This is a genomic window from Psychrobacter glacincola (assembly GCF_904846215.1).
Lineage (GTDB): Bacteria > Pseudomonadota > Gammaproteobacteria > Pseudomonadales > Moraxellaceae > Psychrobacter > Psychrobacter glacincola.
In genome coordinates, this window is sequence record NZ_CAJGZK010000006.1 from 132,996 (window position 1) to 150,826 (window position 17,831).

Here is a 17,831-nt window from a genome sequence, read left to right on the forward strand (position 1 = left end):
GCTTGGATTTTATTGTAACTATTTATCTGTTTCATCGTGTTATTCTAAATTATTTACTACATCTCATAACAAAATGTCTATCTAATCAGACAAATAGATTTGCTATATTAGGATGCCTCGTGACAGATTGGCTTGCGATATCTAGCAGATCAAGAGAGGTAGCAGTCATTACTTTTCTACATCAAGCCTTGTCACGACACATCTTATTATAATAAAAAGGATAAAATTATGAGTCTACTAGGGAATTTAGTCAGTCAAGTGGCACGCAGTGCAATGGATCCAGAAGACGCGCAGCGCAACCCTGTTAATCAACGTATCAACCCACGTCGTACTGGTGGACTCGGTGATATATTGGGCAGCGTACTTGGCGGTGGCAATCAGTCAGCAGGCTATAATCCGCAACAGTATGAGCGCCGCTCAGCAGACAATGGTTTTGGTTTAGACGATATTATCGGTGGGCTAACAGGTGGCAAGCAGCGCGGTGGTATGAGCTCAGGTTCCGGCGGTCTTGGTGATATTTTAGGTAATGTGCTCGGTGGTCAAACAACGAGAGGCGGCTTCGGCGGTAAAGGCATGCTCATCGCTGCCCTTATGCCTATGGTATTAAGCTGGATTAAACGCAATGGTGGATTGAGTGGGGCTTTATCGAAAATTACGGGTATGGGTTATGAAAAGCAAGCGCGCTCTTGGTTAAACAATAACGAGCCTAATGACAATCTTGATCCCAATGATATCAATCGTTTGTTTGATGATAGTGAAATTCAGCAAGTCGCTGCGCATACAGGCGCTAATGAGACAGAGGTTCGCCAAGGTTTGGCTGAGCTGCTACCTGAAGTTGTGAACCAGTTGACCCCCAATGGTAACTTGGATAATGAACCTGAAGCCAATGAAGAGATTGATCAAATTATTAGTCAGCTATCAAACCGTCTAACTGCATTAAAATAGTCAGGTTATTATTTATACTACTAAAAATAGAAAAAGAGCATATTTATATGCTCTTTTTTGTGTCTAGAATATGGCAATAAATGATGTAGATTAGGATTAAAATTAATAATTTATGAGCCACTAAAAACGCTCATCTAAAGTATCTAATGTATAGTTTAATGCGGCAAAGCAAATATCGGTATTAAAGCCACGATATTGCAAAAAGCGCAGCTGCCTTGCTTTGTCTTTTTGTTCGACAGGTATGCTATCACCGTATTTTCTAGTACGAGCGCTCACCGCTAATTTGAGCCAGTCTATACCTTCGACTAAATTGTCTGCGCTGTCATCGATAAATTCGCTAAACTCTTCGGATTCTGTATTAGCCATATCGATAAGCTCATCGATATTGTCTGGCATGACAATCTTTTTTCGATAGAATTCCTGCTTAATACGACCTCTACCACGTCCTTTTCTAATATTTTCCCGAATCAGCATCAGAGTGGTGCGATAGTCACTTTGATAGCCTTTTTCTTCGAACTCATCAAGTAGGGCATCAATTTTATCCGCCTCTTGTTCTTTATCAAGTAGCTTTTGTTTTAGCTCAGCCTTGCCATATTCGCGGCGTGACAAATAATAAAATGCCAGCCAACGCAAACGACTTTCTGCTTTAATGGCATCGACTTCTGCTTGCCGCTGCTCAGGCGTGCGCAAATATGCCTTTAGAGCTGCTGGTAGATTGTCGATTTGGCTGTTTTGGTTGTCTGCCTCACTATCATGAGCAGCTACCGATTGAAATGCTTGTTGTGAGTTTATACAAGCTGAGTCAATGCCAGTTTCATTAATAGAGGCGCTATATTCTTCATTGTCATGAACCGCCTGTTTAACTTCTGCGAGCATATCTTTAATACTTTGCGCAGCAGGTGCTACATAATCCGGCACGTTACTAGACTCGGCAGCAAAAGTAGCCGCCGGATGAAAGCGTTTTTTACGTTTTTTGGATTTGGAGGGTTTTTCTAGAGGGGTATCTTCTGATTCTACATTATCTATAGAGTTGTGATAGGAAGATTGATCTTGAGTTAAACGGGTCAAACGTTTGCCAGTTTTACTGGCGCTTTTAGGCTTGTCTTTATACGCATGCTTAGCCGTATTTTTTTGATTGGCATGGGTATGACTTGCTGAGTCGGTATCCGACTCAGCAAGTATTTCAGCTAATGTTTTAATTTTCATAATACATCATAGCGACGGATAATGATTCGAAAATAAACCGTTATTGTACAGGTTCAGAGGCTTGTTCTTCATTAGTCTCAGCTACGACTGCTGCTTTGCTATCATCCTTTATGCCAAGTTTTTCAGCACGGATTTTGGCTTCTATCTCTTCAGCAATAGCAGGGTTCTCTTTTAAGAACAGTACAGAATTTGCTTTACCTTGACCGATTTTTTCATCACCATAGCTGTACCAAGAGCCGGCTTTACCAACCGCACCAATCTCAACACCTAAATCAATCACTTCGGCTAAATGGTTGGTGCCTTCACCGTAAGTAATCTCAAACTCAGCTTGACGAAATGGTGGTGCCATTTTGTTTTTGATAACTTTCACGCGAGTTTGGTTACCGATGATTTCATCGCCATTTTTGACTGCACCGATACGGCGAATATCCATACGCACAGAAGCGTAAAATTTAAGCGCGTTACCACCGGTTGTGGTCTCAGGACTACCGAACATAACACCAATTTTCATACGGATTTGGTTAATAAATAACACCATACAGTTTGAGCGTTTGGCGTTACCAGTAATCTTGCGTAAGGCTTGGCTCATAAGACGTGCTTGTAGACCCATATGTGAATCGCCCATCTCGCCTTCAATCTCGGCACGCGGTGTCAAAGCGGCAACCGAGTCAATAACGATCATATCGATCGCCCCTGAACGTACCAACATATCGGTAATCTCAAGCGCTTGCTCGCCATTATCAGGCTGTGAGAGCAGCAAGTCATCCGTATTCACGCCAAGCTTGCGTGCATAGACTGGATCTAGTGCGTGCTCAGCATCGATAAAGGCACAGACACCACCTTGTTTTTGGCACTCTGCAATGGCTTGCAAGGTCATCGTCGTTTTACCTGAGCTTTCAGGACCATAAATCTCGACGATACGACCTTTTGGCAGACCGCCAATACCAAGCGCGATATCTAGACCTAACGAACCAGTAGAGACCACATCGACATCAAGTGCTGCTGAATCGTCACCCAAATGCATGATGGTATTTTTACCAAATTGCTTCTCGATTTGGGCTAGCGCAGCTTTAAGGGCTTTGGCTTTATTGTCGTCCATACAGGACTCCTTGTGATTGATCGTTCATTTATAAGAATAGGTATTGCCGCTATAAAGAACGGCTTTTAAAGGCTATTGACGATAATATCATCATACATAATAGTACTTTTTAAACAAGGGTAGAGTGAATAGAAAGATAAGGTTGATAGACAGTAATAGCGAACATATCACGCCACTATACAGTAAAACGGAATGCTGATAAAAGCAAAAAAAAGTTCATAATTTCTAATAGAGCTCATAATGACTCTGCTATCTTTCATTCACTTTTTATTTATTTCAACGCTATATCATTGTTTATTAGATAAGGTAATTATAACAAAATCCAAGGTCGATATTGACCATCACTGCATACTAGACGACAGTGAATGTCGTCTAGTATAAACATCAAATTTGTCTAAAGTGACATGTGTTCCATTCATTATTCGGACTTGATAATGATGTTATTTGTCAATAGGTTCAGGAGTTGTCCACAATAAATAAATGGATTTTAGTTAGCCGGTGTGAAACATTCGGTAAGATAAAATCAATATTAAAAATATTAAAAATAAATTATTTTGCTTTGAAATATCGATTAAATTATTGATTTTAATCGCTTTTTAAATTGTACAAAAAATGAACGATTTTACCTAAGCCTTTAAGCTATCTGGGGATATGCTTGTCAAGTAGCGACTTATACACAGGGTTATCCACAGCTTATGGGGAGAACTCACCAAACCCTTATAGTATCAATGCTTGCGCAAATAAAGGTTATCACTTAATTCATAAAATTTGGCTATTTCTGATTTTGCAAGTTTAAATTTAGCGGTATTTTAGTATTGGAGACGCTTATGTTTCACATCTGTATTGATAGATTTTTTTTCGAGTTAAATACTTTTGGTACTTATTGAAGGCATTTAAAGTAGGCTCTATCAGTCTTTAACCCTTATAAGTAAAAGGTTTGAAGACTGACAGGTATAAAAAAGCAGCTAAGATATTGATAAGTATCTTAGCTGCTTTAGGGGAAGCCAACGTAATGCGTTTGGTGTTAGTCTTTTAGATAGATTAAATCCCAAACCCCATGTCCGCTTGCTAGACCGCGGCGCTCAAATTTTGTCATCGGACGAAAGTCAGGGCGGTCAGTGAATTTTCCTGCACCTGCTTGATTGGTGAGCCCGGCAAAACCATCCAACACTTCTACCATCCAAAAGGCATAATGTTCCCAGTCAGTGGCTGTATGGAACCAGCCGCCTTGCTTTAAGCTGCGAGTGACAATGGCCATGCGCTCAGGGCTGACAAAGCGGCGTTTGTGGTGGCGCTTTTTCTGCCATGGGTCGGGAAAGTAGAGCTGGATACGGTCGATATGGTTTTCTGGTAATTGCTTGAGTAATTGAATAGCATCACCATTGATGATTTTGACATTACTCAAATTTTGAGTACCTGCCATATAAGCGCATTTACCAATACCTGGCTCATGGACTTCAATGCCAACAAAATTACGACTTGGCTCGGCTGCTGCCATCTCGATAAACGAATCACCAAGTCCAAAACCAATCTCAAGAGTCAAGGGTGCCTCACTGCCGTTTGGTAAGTGAGCAAACAGCGCGCGCAAATCGTTAATGCCTTCAAGGTTGCCGTCACCAAAGCTATTATTGACCAAGTAATGCGCAAACTCAGGCGCCGTCAATGCCAGTTCGGCATTTTTATTCATATGGGTGCGTCGTTTCATAAAGGTATTGACGATACGAATATGTTTACTGTCGTCAGACGTGGCTGCTGTATCGATGGTATCATTTCCAATGACCGAATTGGTATCGAGAGGTGCTTGCTCATTGGTAGGGCTACTGTCGCCAATGATAGCGTCAATGACAGCGTCGATGTTAGTATTGATATCAGGATGTTGACTCATAAGATTAACAAGGCTTAATAAATGGGTGGTGTGCGCTTATTATAAGTGAAATCTATACGGCTGTGAATGAACAATACTTTTTTAATAATCCTTGCGTGTCAGTAAGTTTAATAGTGAGGTTTTTATATCGTTTTGCTGTCCTATTTGGGGCTGTTAGCGTTATTATATAATCAGGATATGGTCAGTCCTAAATAAAAGAAATACATATGCTGTAAATCACTACTGGGATTAATTTTGCTTGCTTGCTTGCTTGCTTGCTGTGCTTATGCAGACAGAGGCTGCAAATAATTAATCCCACGAGTGCTGTGCTCTTTTAAAAGTGGATCAACTATAGTTAAGTTAAATGTCTTCTTAATCGCCTGTAAGGCTTATCACTATGTTATTTATTGAGACGGATTCGCCGCCCCCTTTTTATCAAGACAAACTGAGCCCTGCTAGACGCACGCAGTTGGACAAATGGTTTATCGGTCATCGTAGCCAGCGCTACTATCTGAAACGCTTTGAGCAATTTGATGAGCAAGGCCATCTGTCGCCAAAATGGCATTGGGCAGCATTTTTTGTGACTTTTCCATGGCTACTTTATCGTAAGCGTTATATGGATGCACTGGTCTACAGCGTGGCAGGATGGTCTTTTATTCAGCTTAATGTTGCGCTGATATTGGTGGCGGTTGAGTTCTTAGTAATGCCTTATATTGCCGATGCTGATCAGATGCCGATACGTGTTGGCATTACGGCGCTGATTTGGGTCTTTTGGTCGTTTATGGTGGCACGCTGGACGGACGCTTATTACTACCGGATGGCGCGGCGCGAGATTGCCGATGCGATCAATGACTATCCACAAGATGAGCGCTTGCAACAAGCGCATCTACGCCAAGAGGGTGGGGTTAGCGTATTTGGGCTGGGGTGGGGTTTTGGATTTTTTGCTTTTATATTAATGGTAATCAAAGTACAGTTTTTACCCATTATTGCCAAACCAAAAGAAAACGAGGTGCTGTTTGATGCTTATGATACCGTCAAAACCACACAAAACCATGTGGCGCTAGCGTATCGGCAAACAGGACAGTGTCCGCTGAACCTGCCTATTGATACCGGTACTGAACAGGTGCGTATTGAGGTCGACCGTAGCGCCGCTGGCGTTGCGCAAACTGATTGTGCAGTCATTGCCACCATTCAAAATGTTAAGTTCCCCATACGCTATCTCAATGAACAGACACTGGTCTTTTATCATCTGCCAAACAGTGATGATTGGGACTGCATAAGCTCATTAAATAAAAAGCAAGCGCCTGATAATTGTAATGCGAACTAGCGCTTTATTGCAATTAATGTTTAGATTCAGTCGTACTATTATCTTCATCATCGACTGGTATGGCTTGGCTTTTTAGCGCTTCATAAAAATCGCTCAAATCCATTTTACGTGCTTTGCCAATATCTTCATCAAATAAGCTTTCAAGTTCCGCCATCGATGATTGAGTAGATTCAATCATACTGGCTTCATCATCATAAATAGCTTGCTGGCGTTCGATCAAATCATCATCATAATCGCGGAAGGTTTGTACCGTTTCGCGTGCTTTTTCTGCTGAGATACCGAGCAGTTGTAATGACTCACGCGACATATCTAGCGATGACAAATACGTCTCACGCCAAATGTGACGAACGCCAACTTCACGCAATCGGTAGTAATGCTGGCGATCACGCGCACGTGCCAAGACAATCAAATCTGGATAGTTTTTACGTAAATACTGAGCCGTGGTGATAGAACGATCTAAATCATCGATGGCAAGAATAAAGACACGCGCTTTTTTGATACCTGCCGCACGTAATATTTCAGGGTTTTTTGGGTCACCATAATAGACTTGGTTACCGAACTTACGAACAAAATCAACGCGGTTTGCCGAGCGTTCAATCGCTGTAAACTCAATATTGTGCATACGTAGTACACGACCGATAATCTGACCGACTCGCCCAAAACCAGCAATAATAACCTGATGCTCGTGATCTGGAATCGTATCGTACTCGCGACTTGGTTTGCTTTTGGCAAATAACGGCTCGCCGACTTTTTCTAATAATAAGAATGCGAAAGGAGTGAGTGCCATAGAGATGGTGACGATCAGGTTTAGCGTATTGGCAAGCTCAGGCTGTAAGACGTTTTGGGCGCTCGCCACACTGAATAAGACAAAAGCAAATTCACCACCTTGAGCCAGTGTCACACCCAACCTGATACTGGTCGGCCAACGATTACCAGAGATTTTTGCAATCGCTGTAATCACTCCGAACTTGATAAACATCAATACCATTGCACAGCCGATGATAAAGATGGGCTTTGCTAATATTAACTTCACATCGGTCAGCATACCAACCGACATAAAGAACAGCCCTAATAACAAACCTTTAAAAGGCTCGATACTGGCCTCAAGCTCATGGCGGTATTCAGAATCCGCCAATAACACGCCGGTTAAAAATGCGCCCAACGCCATTGAGAGCCCGATTTGACCCATCAAAATCGACACGCCCATCACGATAAATAGCGCGACTGCCGTTAGTAATTCTGAGGCGCCACTTGAGGCGACAAATTTGAAAAATGGACGAACAACATAGCGACTGGCAAAAATAAGCCCAGCAAAAACCGCAAAAACTTTACCAAAATAAACCAAATTATAGCTTTGTTCGCGCACCCCTGACAAAAATGGAATGACTGCCAGTAAAGGGATAACCGCAATGTCTTGGAACAATAAAATCGTAAAGGCTTCGCGGCCATGAGTGCTCGACAGCTGCTGTTTTTCAGTCAGTATTTGCAGGACAAAAGCAGTGGATGAGAGGGCAAGACCGAAGCCGACGATAAAGGCAGTATCGAGCTGTAAGCCAAAAATCTGATGTAACACCCCCATCAATAAGACACCAGTCAAACCAACTTGCAAACCGCCAAGGACGAATATTGAGCGCCTGAGCGCCCAGAGCCTTGATGGCTGAAGCTCAAGTCCGATGATGAATAGTAGCATCACCACGCCAAACTCAGAAAAATGCAATAAGCTCTCAGCATCGCCTGCTACATCGAGTACGCTTGGACCCAATATCAATCCTGTGATGAGATAACCTAAAACCGTCGCAATACCAAAACGTTTACCAAGGGGTACAAAGAGCAGGGCTGCTCCTAAGAAAATTGTCGCTTGTAACATCAAATTTGGTGAGCCGGCGGCGGCAGCGAGCATTTGGAATCCTTAGCAATGATGATAAATGGGCAGTACAACAGCATTATTACAAATATAAAATAGCTTGATGATCGTTATTTTTTACGATAAATTTTCCACACGCCATTATCTGCCAACGGATTACTGTAGGCATCGTTACGGCGCTTACGCGGTGTTTGCCGACTGTCTACGATTTTAAAATCGGGTAGGGCATGGACAATAAGTCCAGTGCGATAAAATCGTACCCGCTCAGGCTCTAGCATCTCGCCCTTATTATCTCGGCAAAATATATAAGCACGCAAATCAATAAACTCACGGTGCGCGACCAAACGCGCGTCCTCATCATTATCAAACGCGGCTGTCATACGTGCCATATCATCAGCGCTATAATCGCCGCATTTATCCGTAAGGGCACCGACCGAGCCAAAGCTTTTTGATTCTTTGGCATGGGTTTTGGTCAGATGTAGGCGCTGCACATGATATATAAACTGCGGTATCTCAAGGCTGGCAGGCAGTGGCAAATAGTCAGGCGGCAGATTGGCAGCAGGATAAAAGCTCATGGCGCGCTCAAGTAAATTGTGCCAACGTTGCTGATAGGCTTGGACTTCTGCTAAGTTACCTTCATAAATAGGCATGTCACGAATTTGACGTAAGATATCAGGTGGAAACTGCGCGTCTCGAAAGCGAGCAATGTCTTCTTGCAGCGTCGATAATAAAACCTTGGCGTGTTTTTTGCCATCCTTTGAAATCGGGTCATCGATATAGCTTGGGGCAACAAATGGCGCTGAGCGTCTAGACATGGCAGAAGATCATCCATTGGTGGCAAATTGGGCGGTTCAGTTTTCAGTATACAGAATTTATATTAAAAATATGACAGCGAGGCTAAATTTCTCATCATTTTTAACAGGCGATTACATCGATAAAAATTGGCGTGATATTGATATGTTTAATATGGCTCACGCTGTGGCATTTTTATGTTTTGATTGCACGCCATTAACAATTGACGATAATCAAATAACTAATGAGGTCTAGATTGCAGGCAGCATTTTATTTTTATACCAGATTTTCTCAGTGATAGGCTATTTTAGTGATTGTGACCAATATGGCTATTGCCCTCAACAGCTTGCTCTGAGATATTACAAACGAGGGAATCGCTATGGGTCTTGGTTTGTGGGTGTGATGAGCTTTCAACCTGAATAGTCGCATGATGGATGCCGAGCTCAAGCAGGCTTTGTTCTAGATTGCCAATCAATATACTGGATTCACGAATGCTCATTTCACCATCGACGACCATATGACAAGATAAGGCATTTAAACCACTGGTAATACTCCAAACGTGTAAGTCATGTATTTTTTGCACCTGCGGGTGGGCAACTATTTTTTCCTCAACATTGCCTAGAGATATGCCTTCTGGTGTGCCTTCCATTAAAATATGTACAGAATCCCGTACGACACGGTAACCACTAAATAAAATAAGTATCGCAACAATTACGGACGCTACCGCATCTGCCCATACCCAGCCAAAGCTCATCATGAGTAACGCGGCGATAATGGCAGCCACTGAACCCATTAAATCACTTAATACGTGCAAATAAGCACTTTGCATATTGAGATTGACGGGCTCTTTGTCCTCCGATGTTTTGACTGTTTCTGTACTTTGATTGGCTCCATGATCATGACCGTGAGTATCGCCACTACGGCTACCTCGGTGCATAAGCAATGCAACCAAGATATTCACCAGCATACCGATAGTGGCAACGATCAGCATACCTTGGGTAGCAATTTCAGGTGGCGAATTAAAGCGTTTAATGGCCTCATAAAAAATCATTAGCGCAATAATGACAAGCGTAGCCCCATTGACCGACGCGACTAAAATCTCAAAGCGTTTATAGCCAAAGGTTTTTTGATGAGTGGCTGCTTTTTCGCCAATTTTGAATGCCATTAAAGTTGCGCCAAGTGCTATCGCATCACTTAACATGTGACCGGCATCGGACAATAGCGCTAAACTGCCGGTGAGCCAACCACCGATTGCTTCAATGAACATATAGCCTGTGATAATCAAAAAGCTTATAAGTAACGTGCGCTGATAGCCTTTGGTATCTCGCCGGGCGACTGTGTGCTCTAGATGTTCATCATGATCGTGACTGTCTTGATTCTTATAAGTATCATTACTTTCCTTACCTTCCTGAACGTGTCCATGCGTATCAGCCGATATACTCTGATGAGCATGGTCGCTTTTTTTAGGGTTTGGACGGTTTGGATTCATAACAACACTCAATTTTGCTGATAGTGGGTTTAATGATGAATATTTACTCTGTACAGAGTAGTGATAGATTTTGGATTACAACAATCAAGTTACTGTTATGAATTTACTATTATGAATTTACCATAGTTATAAACTTATCATAGTCCAATATTAGAAGCTGTGATAACGAAGTAAAAATAATAGCGGCATGTTCATTTGAAATAAAAGAAGTATATTATCAATTTTTTCTGATATCAAATGGTGACACTAATTCATGGTATTTAGGCTACCAGCCCACAGGATCAATATCTAAAGTAAGTTTAAGGTACTTAGCGCTTGGCAAAGCAAGTACGGGTTGCCACCACTGGCTCAATACATGGTGTAATTGTCGGCGATCTTTGGCCAATAGCAAAAGCTGGGCATGATAGCGGCTATTCTTTTTACTCATTGGTGCGTCGATAGGACCAAGAACAGCCAGATTATGCCCATTTGGTAAATTGGCAATGGCATCTTTGAGTGCTTGCGTCGTGGCAGCAAGGGTTTTACCTTCACAGCGTATCAGCGCGGCATGACTATGAGGGGGTAATCCCATCATCTTGCGTTCTTGTAATAGCTGGCGCGCAAATGATAAGTAACCATCTTTCACCAATTTCAACAATAACTCATTGTCCGGTTGCAGCGTTTGAATCAAGACACGTCCTGCTTTATCACCGCGTCCTGCGCGCCCTGCCACTTGAATCATCAATTGGGCGGTATGCTCTGGTGAGCGAAAGTCTGCGGACAAAAAGCCGCGATCAGCATTGGGTAAGCAAACGAGCGTGACATTGGGAAAATGATGACCTTTGGCAACCATTTGCGTACCGACCAATATGGCAGGTTTGCCTTCATTGATACGCTGATAGATATTTTCCCAGCTGTCTCTACGCCTTGTGGTATCGCGATCAATTTGAATAATGGGGTAAAGTGCTTTACTGGTTTGTGGATTGGCAAAGATAGCATGCAAATTTTCGCTGAGCCTTGTCGTGCCCATACCTTTGGCATCTAGGTTTTGGCTGCCGCAATCAGGGCATACAGTCGGAATATAGGCTTGCCAATCACAATGATGGCATTTCAAATAAGAGTTGCTCGAATAATTGCTCCGCTGGGCTTGGTTATTATAATGCACGGTTAAATGCGCATCACAACGTGGACAATCTGCCTGCCAGCCACACGCCTCGCACAATAAGACTGGCGCATAGCCACGACGGTTTAAGAATATCAAAACCTGATCGCCAGCTTCTAGGGTTTGCCTTATGGCGCCGATAAGCGCATCCGTCAGTCCGGTATCATAGCGCGCGCCATCATCTTGTGTTTGCTGATGGGTACTTTGCAGGCGTGCATCGATGAGCTGCATTTTCGCAATTTTCGCATTGCCAGGACGCGTCGATAATAGGCATTCTATTAGCTTGCCTTCATCGACCAATTTTAGATGCTCAAGAGAAGGGGTAGCCGTACCAAGGACGACTGGTATTTTAGCTTGCAGTCCGCGATATAGTGCGACATCAGCGGCATGATAGCGCAAGGTATCCTGCTGCTTATAAGAACCGTCGTGTGCCTCGTCAACGACAATCAAGCCTAAATTTGCAAAGGGATAAAGTACTGCTGAGCGCGTACCAATAATGATTTGCGCGTGACCAGTTCGGCAATCTTGCCAGCCTTGCAAACGATAGGTATTATTCATCCCTGAATGTAGTAAGACGATATGCGCCGCAAAGCGACTGGCAAAACGCGCGCGCGTCTGCGGCGTTAGCCCAATCTCAGGCACTAAAATAAGCACTTGCTTACCAGCCTCTAATACTGCCTGCATGGCTTGTAAATAGACCTCAGTCTTGCCACTACCGGTAATACCATTTAATAAAAAGCCTGTGTAGCGTTTGGCTTCATGCGCAGCAACAATCGCTGCTACGGCAAGCTGCTGCTCATCATTGAGATCAAGTGGCATTTTTGCTAATCTAACAGGAGTAGGTGCTTGTTTCGGCTGAATATAGCGCTCAATAAGTCCTTTTTCTTCAAGTGCTTTTAAAAATGTACGCTGCATACCTTCTAATAACAGAATATCTTCACTAGCGCCGTGCTGACCATGGAGCTTTAGCATATCGAACTGCTGCTTTTGCTTTTTTGCATTGGCGCGAAAGTCATCATCAGTGATATGTGGCAAAATGCGCCAATGGGTAATGAGCAAATCTAGCGGTTTACCTTGACGTACCAAAGTAGGCAAGATGACAGATAAGACATCCCCAAGGGGATAGTGATAATAACGCGCCAGCCAGTAGGCAAGCTTTAGCATACTGTCATCTAAAATAGATTCAGCATCTAAGCACTTATTAATGGGTTTAAGCTTCTTAATGGGTACGCTGCTATCCGCTTGAGCAATATGAGCGATTACGATTCCGATTAAGGTCTGACGACCAAATGATACTTCAACACGACTGCCAATTTGCGGTAGTTGTGTTGAGCTATTATTTGACGAAGCATTTGGCAAATCACTCATATCTGCCGGTAGGCTATAGTCAAACACCCGATAAAGGGGTACGGGCAGAGCAACTTGTACCAACATAAAAAGGCTTCGCAATATGATTGGGTTAATGTGAAATCAAAATAAAGAAGTAGAGACGAATAAGCTTAGCATGAAGCTAAGCTTATTTTGATTCAATGAAAAATAATATTATTTACGTCAGATTGTCCATCAGACTTATTCAATATATAGAATAGACTCAATCTCGACCACGCCGCCTTTAGGCAATGCTGCTACTTGGACGGCTGCACGGGCGGGATAAGGTTCGGTCAAATTGGCAATAAATACTTCGTTTAATGCTGCAAAATCATTTAAATCAGTTAGTGATACATTAAATTTAACCACGTCATTTAAGCTGCCACCAGCAGCTTCACAGATAGCTTTGATGTTTTCAAACACTTGCTTCGCTTGCGCATCAAAACCTTCTTTTAGCACCATGGTTTTAGGATCAAAACCTAACTGACCTGAAATATAGACAGTGTTGCCCACTTTTACGGCTTGCGAATAAGTGCCAACGGCTGCAGGGGCTTTATCAGTTTGGATGATTTGACGGGTCATAATATATCCTTATCATATTTTTGGGCGTTTGATGTGCTAAAGCGATTTGCTAAGAGATTACTAGGAGCGTTTAGCACGATTGAAAGTTTTACGAAGTTCGAAATGATATAGGCAATGAAAAGTAATATCGACACATTATGTACGGCTGGTATCAATTTTCCTTGCTTGCTGTGCCTACGCAGACAGAGGCTGCAAAAAATTTGTACCAGCAGTACCATCGCGTTTTTAAGGTATCTTGACTATTTTTTTTGGTAATTCCTTAAAAAACATAGGTTTAACAGTTACAATTATAAAAGTATTTATAGCTGATATAAGCGCATGATATTTGGGAAACCAAGTAACGAGCGTAGTTCACGAATACCTTGCGCTAAGTGATTGCGACTGCGAACCACAATTTGAATGATGGTATCACTGCTACGCACATCGACCTTTTCAACCCCTATATTTAACTGCCGCAGATTATAAATCACTTTACTGATTTGCTCATCGCTCAGCGCTACAGACAATTTTAAGTAAGCAGGAAAACGAATTTTGTTATCATGATCTTCTGAATCACTTTGCTTGATGGCTTTATCATTGCGCCAGCGCAGTTGGATGACTTGATAAGGATTGTCTTTACGAATATCGTCTAATGAAAAGCACTTATGTCGATGTACGACCAGACCATGACGAGATAAATGTCCGACGATAGGATCACCATAAATAGGGTGACAACAATTGGCAAAATCAAGCTCAACGCCTGAGGCATTGACGATAAGTTGCTGCGGTTGGGTCATATCATCAATACGTTCTTGCGATTGGATATCACTGACTTCATCGCTAAACAAACGTGTGACCACGAGTTGCGGTAATAGCGTACCAGAACTTATTTGTTCAAATAACGCCGATTTTTCGGTCAGTCCGCGCCATTCAGTGAGGTTTTTCCAGTCACTATCGGTTAAGTCATCCAAGCTTTTTTGATAAGTCTTTAGGGCGCGATCTAATGCTTGCCTGCCATGGTGTTGCTTGTCAGCGGCAGATAAGTCTTTGAACCAACGCAAAATCTCTACACGGGCTTTATTGGTCACCACAAATCCAAGCCATTCCGCTTTTGGTTCAGAATGACTATTTACTTCAATTTCAACCAATTGTCCATTTTGAACAACAGTGCCAAGCTTAGCAGGTTTGTTATCGATATTCGCCCCAACCGCGACATTGCCGACCATAGGACCAACGGCATAGGCAAAATCTAGCGCGGTTGCCCCTTGCGGCAATTCATAAGCACGACCTTTCGGGCTATAACAAATGATTTTGCTAGAGTGCAGATAGTCCATTAGCTCGTTAATAGTAGAAACCGCTGTGGCAAAGTCAGGGTTGCCTTGGTTTAAGCAGTCTTCATCGACCAAATCTTTCATATTGCGCAATGACGCCTGAATCACTGATTGACTGACATCAGAGGCATGTTCTGCACCAATGACCCCAAGCCTTGCCGCGCTTTGCATCTGCTTGGTCAAAATCGTCACTTTGACAAAATCATTGTCGCGCTCATAGATAAGGGTAAGCGACTGATTACCACCAGGCAAAGGTCTGCGAATATTATCTGCGATATGGCTGTCATCAATTTGATATTTTTTAATCAGATAATAAGCAAGCTTGTCGCAAGCTTCGATATTATCAAGCACAATTTCAAACGCATAATGGCGTAACAGTGCATTAATCTCGCCGCGATTACGGAAAAATTGCCGAAAGATGACCACGCGATTGTCTAAGACTTTGACCATGCCATCAAGCTCGAGATTGTTTAGAACAATACTTAAGTAGCGATGAATAGCTTCTCTCTGAAAATTACGCCCGAGCCCATGTTGTAGCAGTTTATCAGAGATCTTGTTATACATCTCAGAATCAAGGTTACGATAACAAAGCACTTCAATATAATCAGCAATGTCATTTAGACCCATGAGCCGTGCAAACGGGACATAAAAATCCAAGGTTTCTTGCGCCGTAGTGCGTTGTTTTTCAGGACGTACGGCATCTAGTGTCGACATATTGTGCAAACGGTCAGCAAGCTTAATAATCAATACCCGCGGGTCGGCGAGGGTAGCCGTCAAGATTTTATGAAAGGTCGCCGCTTTATTTTCTTGTTTATTATGCGTTGACGACTTTAATTTGGTAACCCCATCGACCAATTTAGCAACCACTTTGCCATAACGCATCTCAATCTGCTCATCGCTCACTTCCGTATCTTCAACCGTATCATGCAAAATTGCCGCAATGACCGTATCTCGATCCAAGCGAAAGCCGGCCAATATCTCGGCGACTGCAATCGGATGGGTGATATAAGGCTCTCCTGATTTGCGCTTGTCTTTGATATGCGCAATATCACCGAACTCACAGGCATCAATAATATCACGACGCTCAGCGGCAGTGAGATAACCTACTGAACGTATTAGATTGTATTGAGCGTCATCGACTAAAGGATGACTGAGTTTGGGTAAGGTTTGACTCATAAAGTAACGATCCTATTTTCCATTACCGGCTTACCTGACTATTTATTAAGATAAAGAATCTATCAAGGTGAAAAATGACTGAGTAAATAAATGTTGACCTGCTATAAAAGGCTTAAAAAAAGAAAGCTGAAAAACGGGTAGACCGCCCTCTAATTAATCGCAAATCGCCTTCAATGTCAACCGCTAAGGGAGTAGGTACTGCAAAAATCAAGAAATTCTCACTCAATGGTATGTTTTAAGTGCTGAGAGGTTACTAAAACAGTAAAGGCAGTATCATTACAACCAAAAAACCACAGCCTATGCTGTGGTCTCTATCGTCAGTCGATCTGTCTATGTATTTTGTAAAACCGTTAGGCGCTTTAGGTTTTTTATATAATAGACTTTATCGAGACGTTTTATTAAAAGCTGTGATCGCCTGATAATGCTAAATCCATCGAGCTAGTAGCAAAATTATGCTCTGGCTGGTTTAGGATATCGCGGGTGATTTTGCCCGCAGCAATTTCACGTAATGCCAATACGGTTGGCTTGTCGTTATCGACGTCAACCAGCGGCTCAGCAATACCTTTGGCCAACTGACGGGCGCGCTTGCTTGCGACTAAAACCAGCTCAAAGCGATTATCAACATTATTCAAACAATCTTCAATCGTCACTCGTGCCATAAATAGCTACCTCGGTTGTTTTTATTAGTAACGGACTCTGCCCGCCACTCAATAAAAATAATATCAAAAATATAAAGGGTGATAGCTAGGCATTATAGCATTTTTGCCTGTGCGCGTAATTGCTTTTTATGTCTAGTTGCTGAATGAGCCGAGAATAACAGTGGCTGCGTGACTTAATCTTCTGCTTTATTATTTAGCAAGTTGGTAATGGTGCGATGATAACGCTGCTGTTGACGACTAAGGGTTTGTCTGTCCGCGACGATAATGGCCTTTAGCTCAGTCAAAGCGACCTCAAAACTGTCGTTGATAATGACATAGTCAGAATTGACGTACTGTGCCATTTCATTCACTGCGCCGGCAAGACGCTGTTCTATCACTTCCACAGTATCTTGCCCACGCGTCGATAGGCGTTGGCGTAAAGTTGAGAGGCTCGGTGGTAAAATAAAAACCATCGTCGCATCGTTAAATATCTTTTTGACTTGTAGCGCCCCTTGCCAATCAATCTCTAAGATAACATCAACGCCTGCTTCTAACTGCGTGCGCACACTTCGCTCTGAGGTGCCGTAGTAATTGCCAAACACTTCAGCGTGTTCTAAAAACTTATTTTCAGCCACAGCGGTCACAAAATTATCGACGTCAGTAAAATGATAATGATGACCATCAATCTCGCCTGGGCGCGGCGTGCGTGTGGTGTGTGAAACACTGACAGTCAAGTCATTGGTGGTGGCAAGTAGTTGCTTTACCAGTGAGGTCTTGCCCGTACCTGAGGCGGCAGTGATAATAAATAATGAACCTGTCATACAGTGTGTCCTAGTGAATTGTGTCTTGATAAATAAATAAAAGTATTCGAATTAATATAAAAGGCTGGTAAAAAGAAAAAACACCATCATCTATGGTGGTAAAAATATTAATCGATGCCTCATTATAAACTGCTTTAAAAGCAAATTATGCTAAAGTAGGCTATTGATTTTATCCCAACTTTTGAATAAAAGTTTCGGTGGCTTAAGCT

General features: G+C 42.6%; 14 protein-coding genes. 3 read left to right on the forward strand and 11 right to left on the reverse strand.

Going from position 1 to position 17,831, the window contains the following annotated elements:
- Nucleotides 1–228 precede the first annotated feature (228 nt).
- Nucleotides 229–945: a YidB family protein gene (locus JMW90_RS05520; protein ID WP_201562061.1), complete on the forward strand. Its 717-nt coding sequence runs from the start codon at nucleotides 229–231 to the stop codon at nucleotides 943–945.
- A gap of 120 nt (nucleotides 946–1,065) precedes the next feature.
- On the opposite strand, the gene JMW90_RS05525 is transcribed toward JMW90_RS05520, so the two are convergent.
- From JMW90_RS05525 to trmB, 3 genes are all read right to left on the reverse strand, one after another.
- Nucleotides 1,066–2,151, reverse strand: coding sequence for a regulatory protein RecX (locus JMW90_RS05525; protein WP_201562062.1), 1,086 nt, complete (start codon nucleotides 2,149–2,151; stop codon nucleotides 1,066–1,068).
- A gap of 40 nt (nucleotides 2,152–2,191) precedes the next feature.
- Nucleotides 2,192–3,250 (reverse strand): recombinase RecA, encoded by a 1,059-nt coding sequence (gene recA / locus JMW90_RS05530; RefSeq protein WP_201562063.1) that lies wholly within the window; start codon nucleotides 3,248–3,250, stop codon nucleotides 2,192–2,194.
- Between the two features lie 1,024 nt (nucleotides 3,251–4,274).
- Complete coding sequence (trmB, locus tag JMW90_RS05535) at nucleotides 4,275–5,135, reverse strand: tRNA (guanosine(46)-N7)-methyltransferase TrmB (RefSeq protein WP_201562064.1); 861 nt, start codon at nucleotides 5,133–5,135, stop codon at nucleotides 4,275–4,277.
- A gap of 376 nt (nucleotides 5,136–5,511) precedes the next feature.
- Between trmB and JMW90_RS05540 the strand changes: the two genes are divergently transcribed.
- Entirely contained in the window at nucleotides 5,512–6,441 is a 930-nt protein-coding gene (locus JMW90_RS05540) for a DUF2628 domain-containing protein (protein ID WP_201562065.1), read from the forward strand.
- Between the two features lie 13 nt (nucleotides 6,442–6,454).
- Here JMW90_RS05540 and JMW90_RS05545 read toward each other — a convergent pair whose 3' ends face one another.
- Complete coding sequence (locus JMW90_RS05545) at nucleotides 6,455–8,341, reverse strand: monovalent cation:proton antiporter-2 (CPA2) family protein (RefSeq protein WP_201562066.1); 1,887 nt, start codon at nucleotides 8,339–8,341, stop codon at nucleotides 6,455–6,457.
- Between the two features lie 74 nt (nucleotides 8,342–8,415).
- Entirely contained in the window at nucleotides 8,416–9,120 is a 705-nt protein-coding gene (locus JMW90_RS05550) for a hypothetical protein (protein ID WP_201562067.1), read from the reverse strand.
- On the opposite strand from JMW90_RS05550, the gene JMW90_RS05555 reads away from it, so the two are divergent.
- On the forward strand, nucleotides 9,119–9,352 hold the full coding sequence (locus tag JMW90_RS05555) for a hypothetical protein (protein WP_201562068.1): 234 nt from the start codon (nucleotides 9,119–9,121) through the stop codon (nucleotides 9,350–9,352). The two genes, JMW90_RS05550 and JMW90_RS05555, sit on opposite strands and share 2 nt — an antisense overlap.
- A gap of 52 nt (nucleotides 9,353–9,404) precedes the next feature.
- On the opposite strand, the gene JMW90_RS05560 is transcribed toward JMW90_RS05555, so the two are convergent.
- The 6 genes from JMW90_RS05560 to gmk all read right to left on the reverse strand — a co-directional run bounded on the left by JMW90_RS05560 (nucleotide 9,405) and on the right by gmk (nucleotide 17,622).
- Entirely contained in the window at nucleotides 9,405–10,586 is a 1,182-nt protein-coding gene (locus tag JMW90_RS05560) for a cation diffusion facilitator family transporter (RefSeq protein ID WP_227691870.1), read from the reverse strand.
- 265 nt (nucleotides 10,587–10,851) lie between these two features.
- Nucleotides 10,852–13,161: a primosomal protein N' gene (locus tag JMW90_RS05565; RefSeq protein WP_201562069.1), complete on the reverse strand. Its 2,310-nt coding sequence runs from the start codon at nucleotides 13,159–13,161 to the stop codon at nucleotides 10,852–10,854.
- Nucleotides 13,162–13,296: 135 nt separating this feature from the next.
- Nucleotides 13,297–13,677: a RidA family protein gene (locus JMW90_RS05570; protein ID WP_201562070.1), complete on the reverse strand. Its 381-nt coding sequence runs from the start codon at nucleotides 13,675–13,677 to the stop codon at nucleotides 13,297–13,299.
- A gap of 299 nt (nucleotides 13,678–13,976) precedes the next feature.
- The gene (locus JMW90_RS05575; RefSeq protein ID WP_201562071.1) at nucleotides 13,977–16,163 is read right to left on the reverse strand and encodes a RelA/SpoT family protein; all 2,187 of its coding nucleotides are present in this window, start codon (nucleotides 16,161–16,163) and stop codon (nucleotides 13,977–13,979) included.
- Between the two features lie 398 nt (nucleotides 16,164–16,561).
- Complete coding sequence (rpoZ, locus tag JMW90_RS05580; RefSeq protein ID WP_201551567.1) at nucleotides 16,562–16,822, reverse strand: DNA-directed RNA polymerase subunit omega; 261 nt, start codon at nucleotides 16,820–16,822, stop codon at nucleotides 16,562–16,564.
- Nucleotides 16,823–16,995: 173 nt separating this feature from the next.
- On the reverse strand, nucleotides 16,996–17,622 hold the full coding sequence (gene gmk, locus JMW90_RS05585) for a guanylate kinase (RefSeq protein ID WP_201551565.1): 627 nt from the start codon (nucleotides 17,620–17,622) through the stop codon (nucleotides 16,996–16,998).
- Nucleotides 17,623–17,831 lie beyond the last annotated feature (209 nt).

Bases quoted from the DNA above. Each gene is read 5' to 3' on its own strand.
- JMW90_RS05520 (WP_201562061.1), top strand. From the start codon at position 229: ATGAGTCTACTAGGGAATTTAGTCAGTCAAGTGGCACGCAGTGCAATG.
- JMW90_RS05525 (WP_201562062.1), bottom strand. From the start codon at position 2,151: ATGAAAATTAAAACATTAGCTGAAATACTTGCTGAGTCGGATACCGAC.
- recA (WP_201562063.1), bottom strand. From the start codon at position 3,250: ATGGACGACAATAAAGCCAAAGCCCTTAAAGCTGCGCTAGCCCAAATC.
- trmB (WP_201562064.1), bottom strand. From the start codon at position 5,135: ATGAGTCAACATCCTGATATCAATACTAACATCGACGCTGTCATTGAC.
- JMW90_RS05540 (WP_201562065.1), top strand. From the start codon at position 5,512: ATGTTATTTATTGAGACGGATTCGCCGCCCCCTTTTTATCAAGACAAA.
- JMW90_RS05545 (WP_201562066.1), bottom strand. From the start codon at position 8,341: ATGCTCGCTGCCGCCGCCGGCTCACCAAATTTGATGTTACAAGCGACA.
- JMW90_RS05555 (WP_201562068.1), top strand. From the start codon at position 9,119: ATGGCAGAAGATCATCCATTGGTGGCAAATTGGGCGGTTCAGTTTTCA.
- JMW90_RS05550 (WP_201562067.1), bottom strand. From the start codon at position 9,120: ATGTCTAGACGCTCAGCGCCATTTGTTGCCCCAAGCTATATCGATGAC.
- JMW90_RS05560 (WP_227691870.1), bottom strand. From the start codon at position 10,586: ATGAATCCAAACCGTCCAAACCCTAAAAAAAGCGACCATGCTCATCAG.
- JMW90_RS05565 (WP_201562069.1), bottom strand. From the start codon at position 13,161: ATGTTGGTACAAGTTGCTCTGCCCGTACCCCTTTATCGGGTGTTTGAC.
- JMW90_RS05570 (WP_201562070.1), bottom strand. From the start codon at position 13,677: ATGACCCGTCAAATCATCCAAACTGATAAAGCCCCTGCAGCCGTTGGC.
- JMW90_RS05575 (WP_201562071.1), bottom strand. From the start codon at position 16,163: ATGAGTCAAACCTTACCCAAACTCAGTCATCCTTTAGTCGATGACGCT.
- rpoZ (WP_201551567.1), bottom strand. From the start codon at position 16,822: ATGGCACGAGTGACGATTGAAGATTGTTTGAATAATGTTGATAATCGC.
- gmk (WP_201551565.1), bottom strand. From the start codon at position 17,622: ATGACAGGTTCATTATTTATTATCACTGCCGCCTCAGGTACGGGCAAG.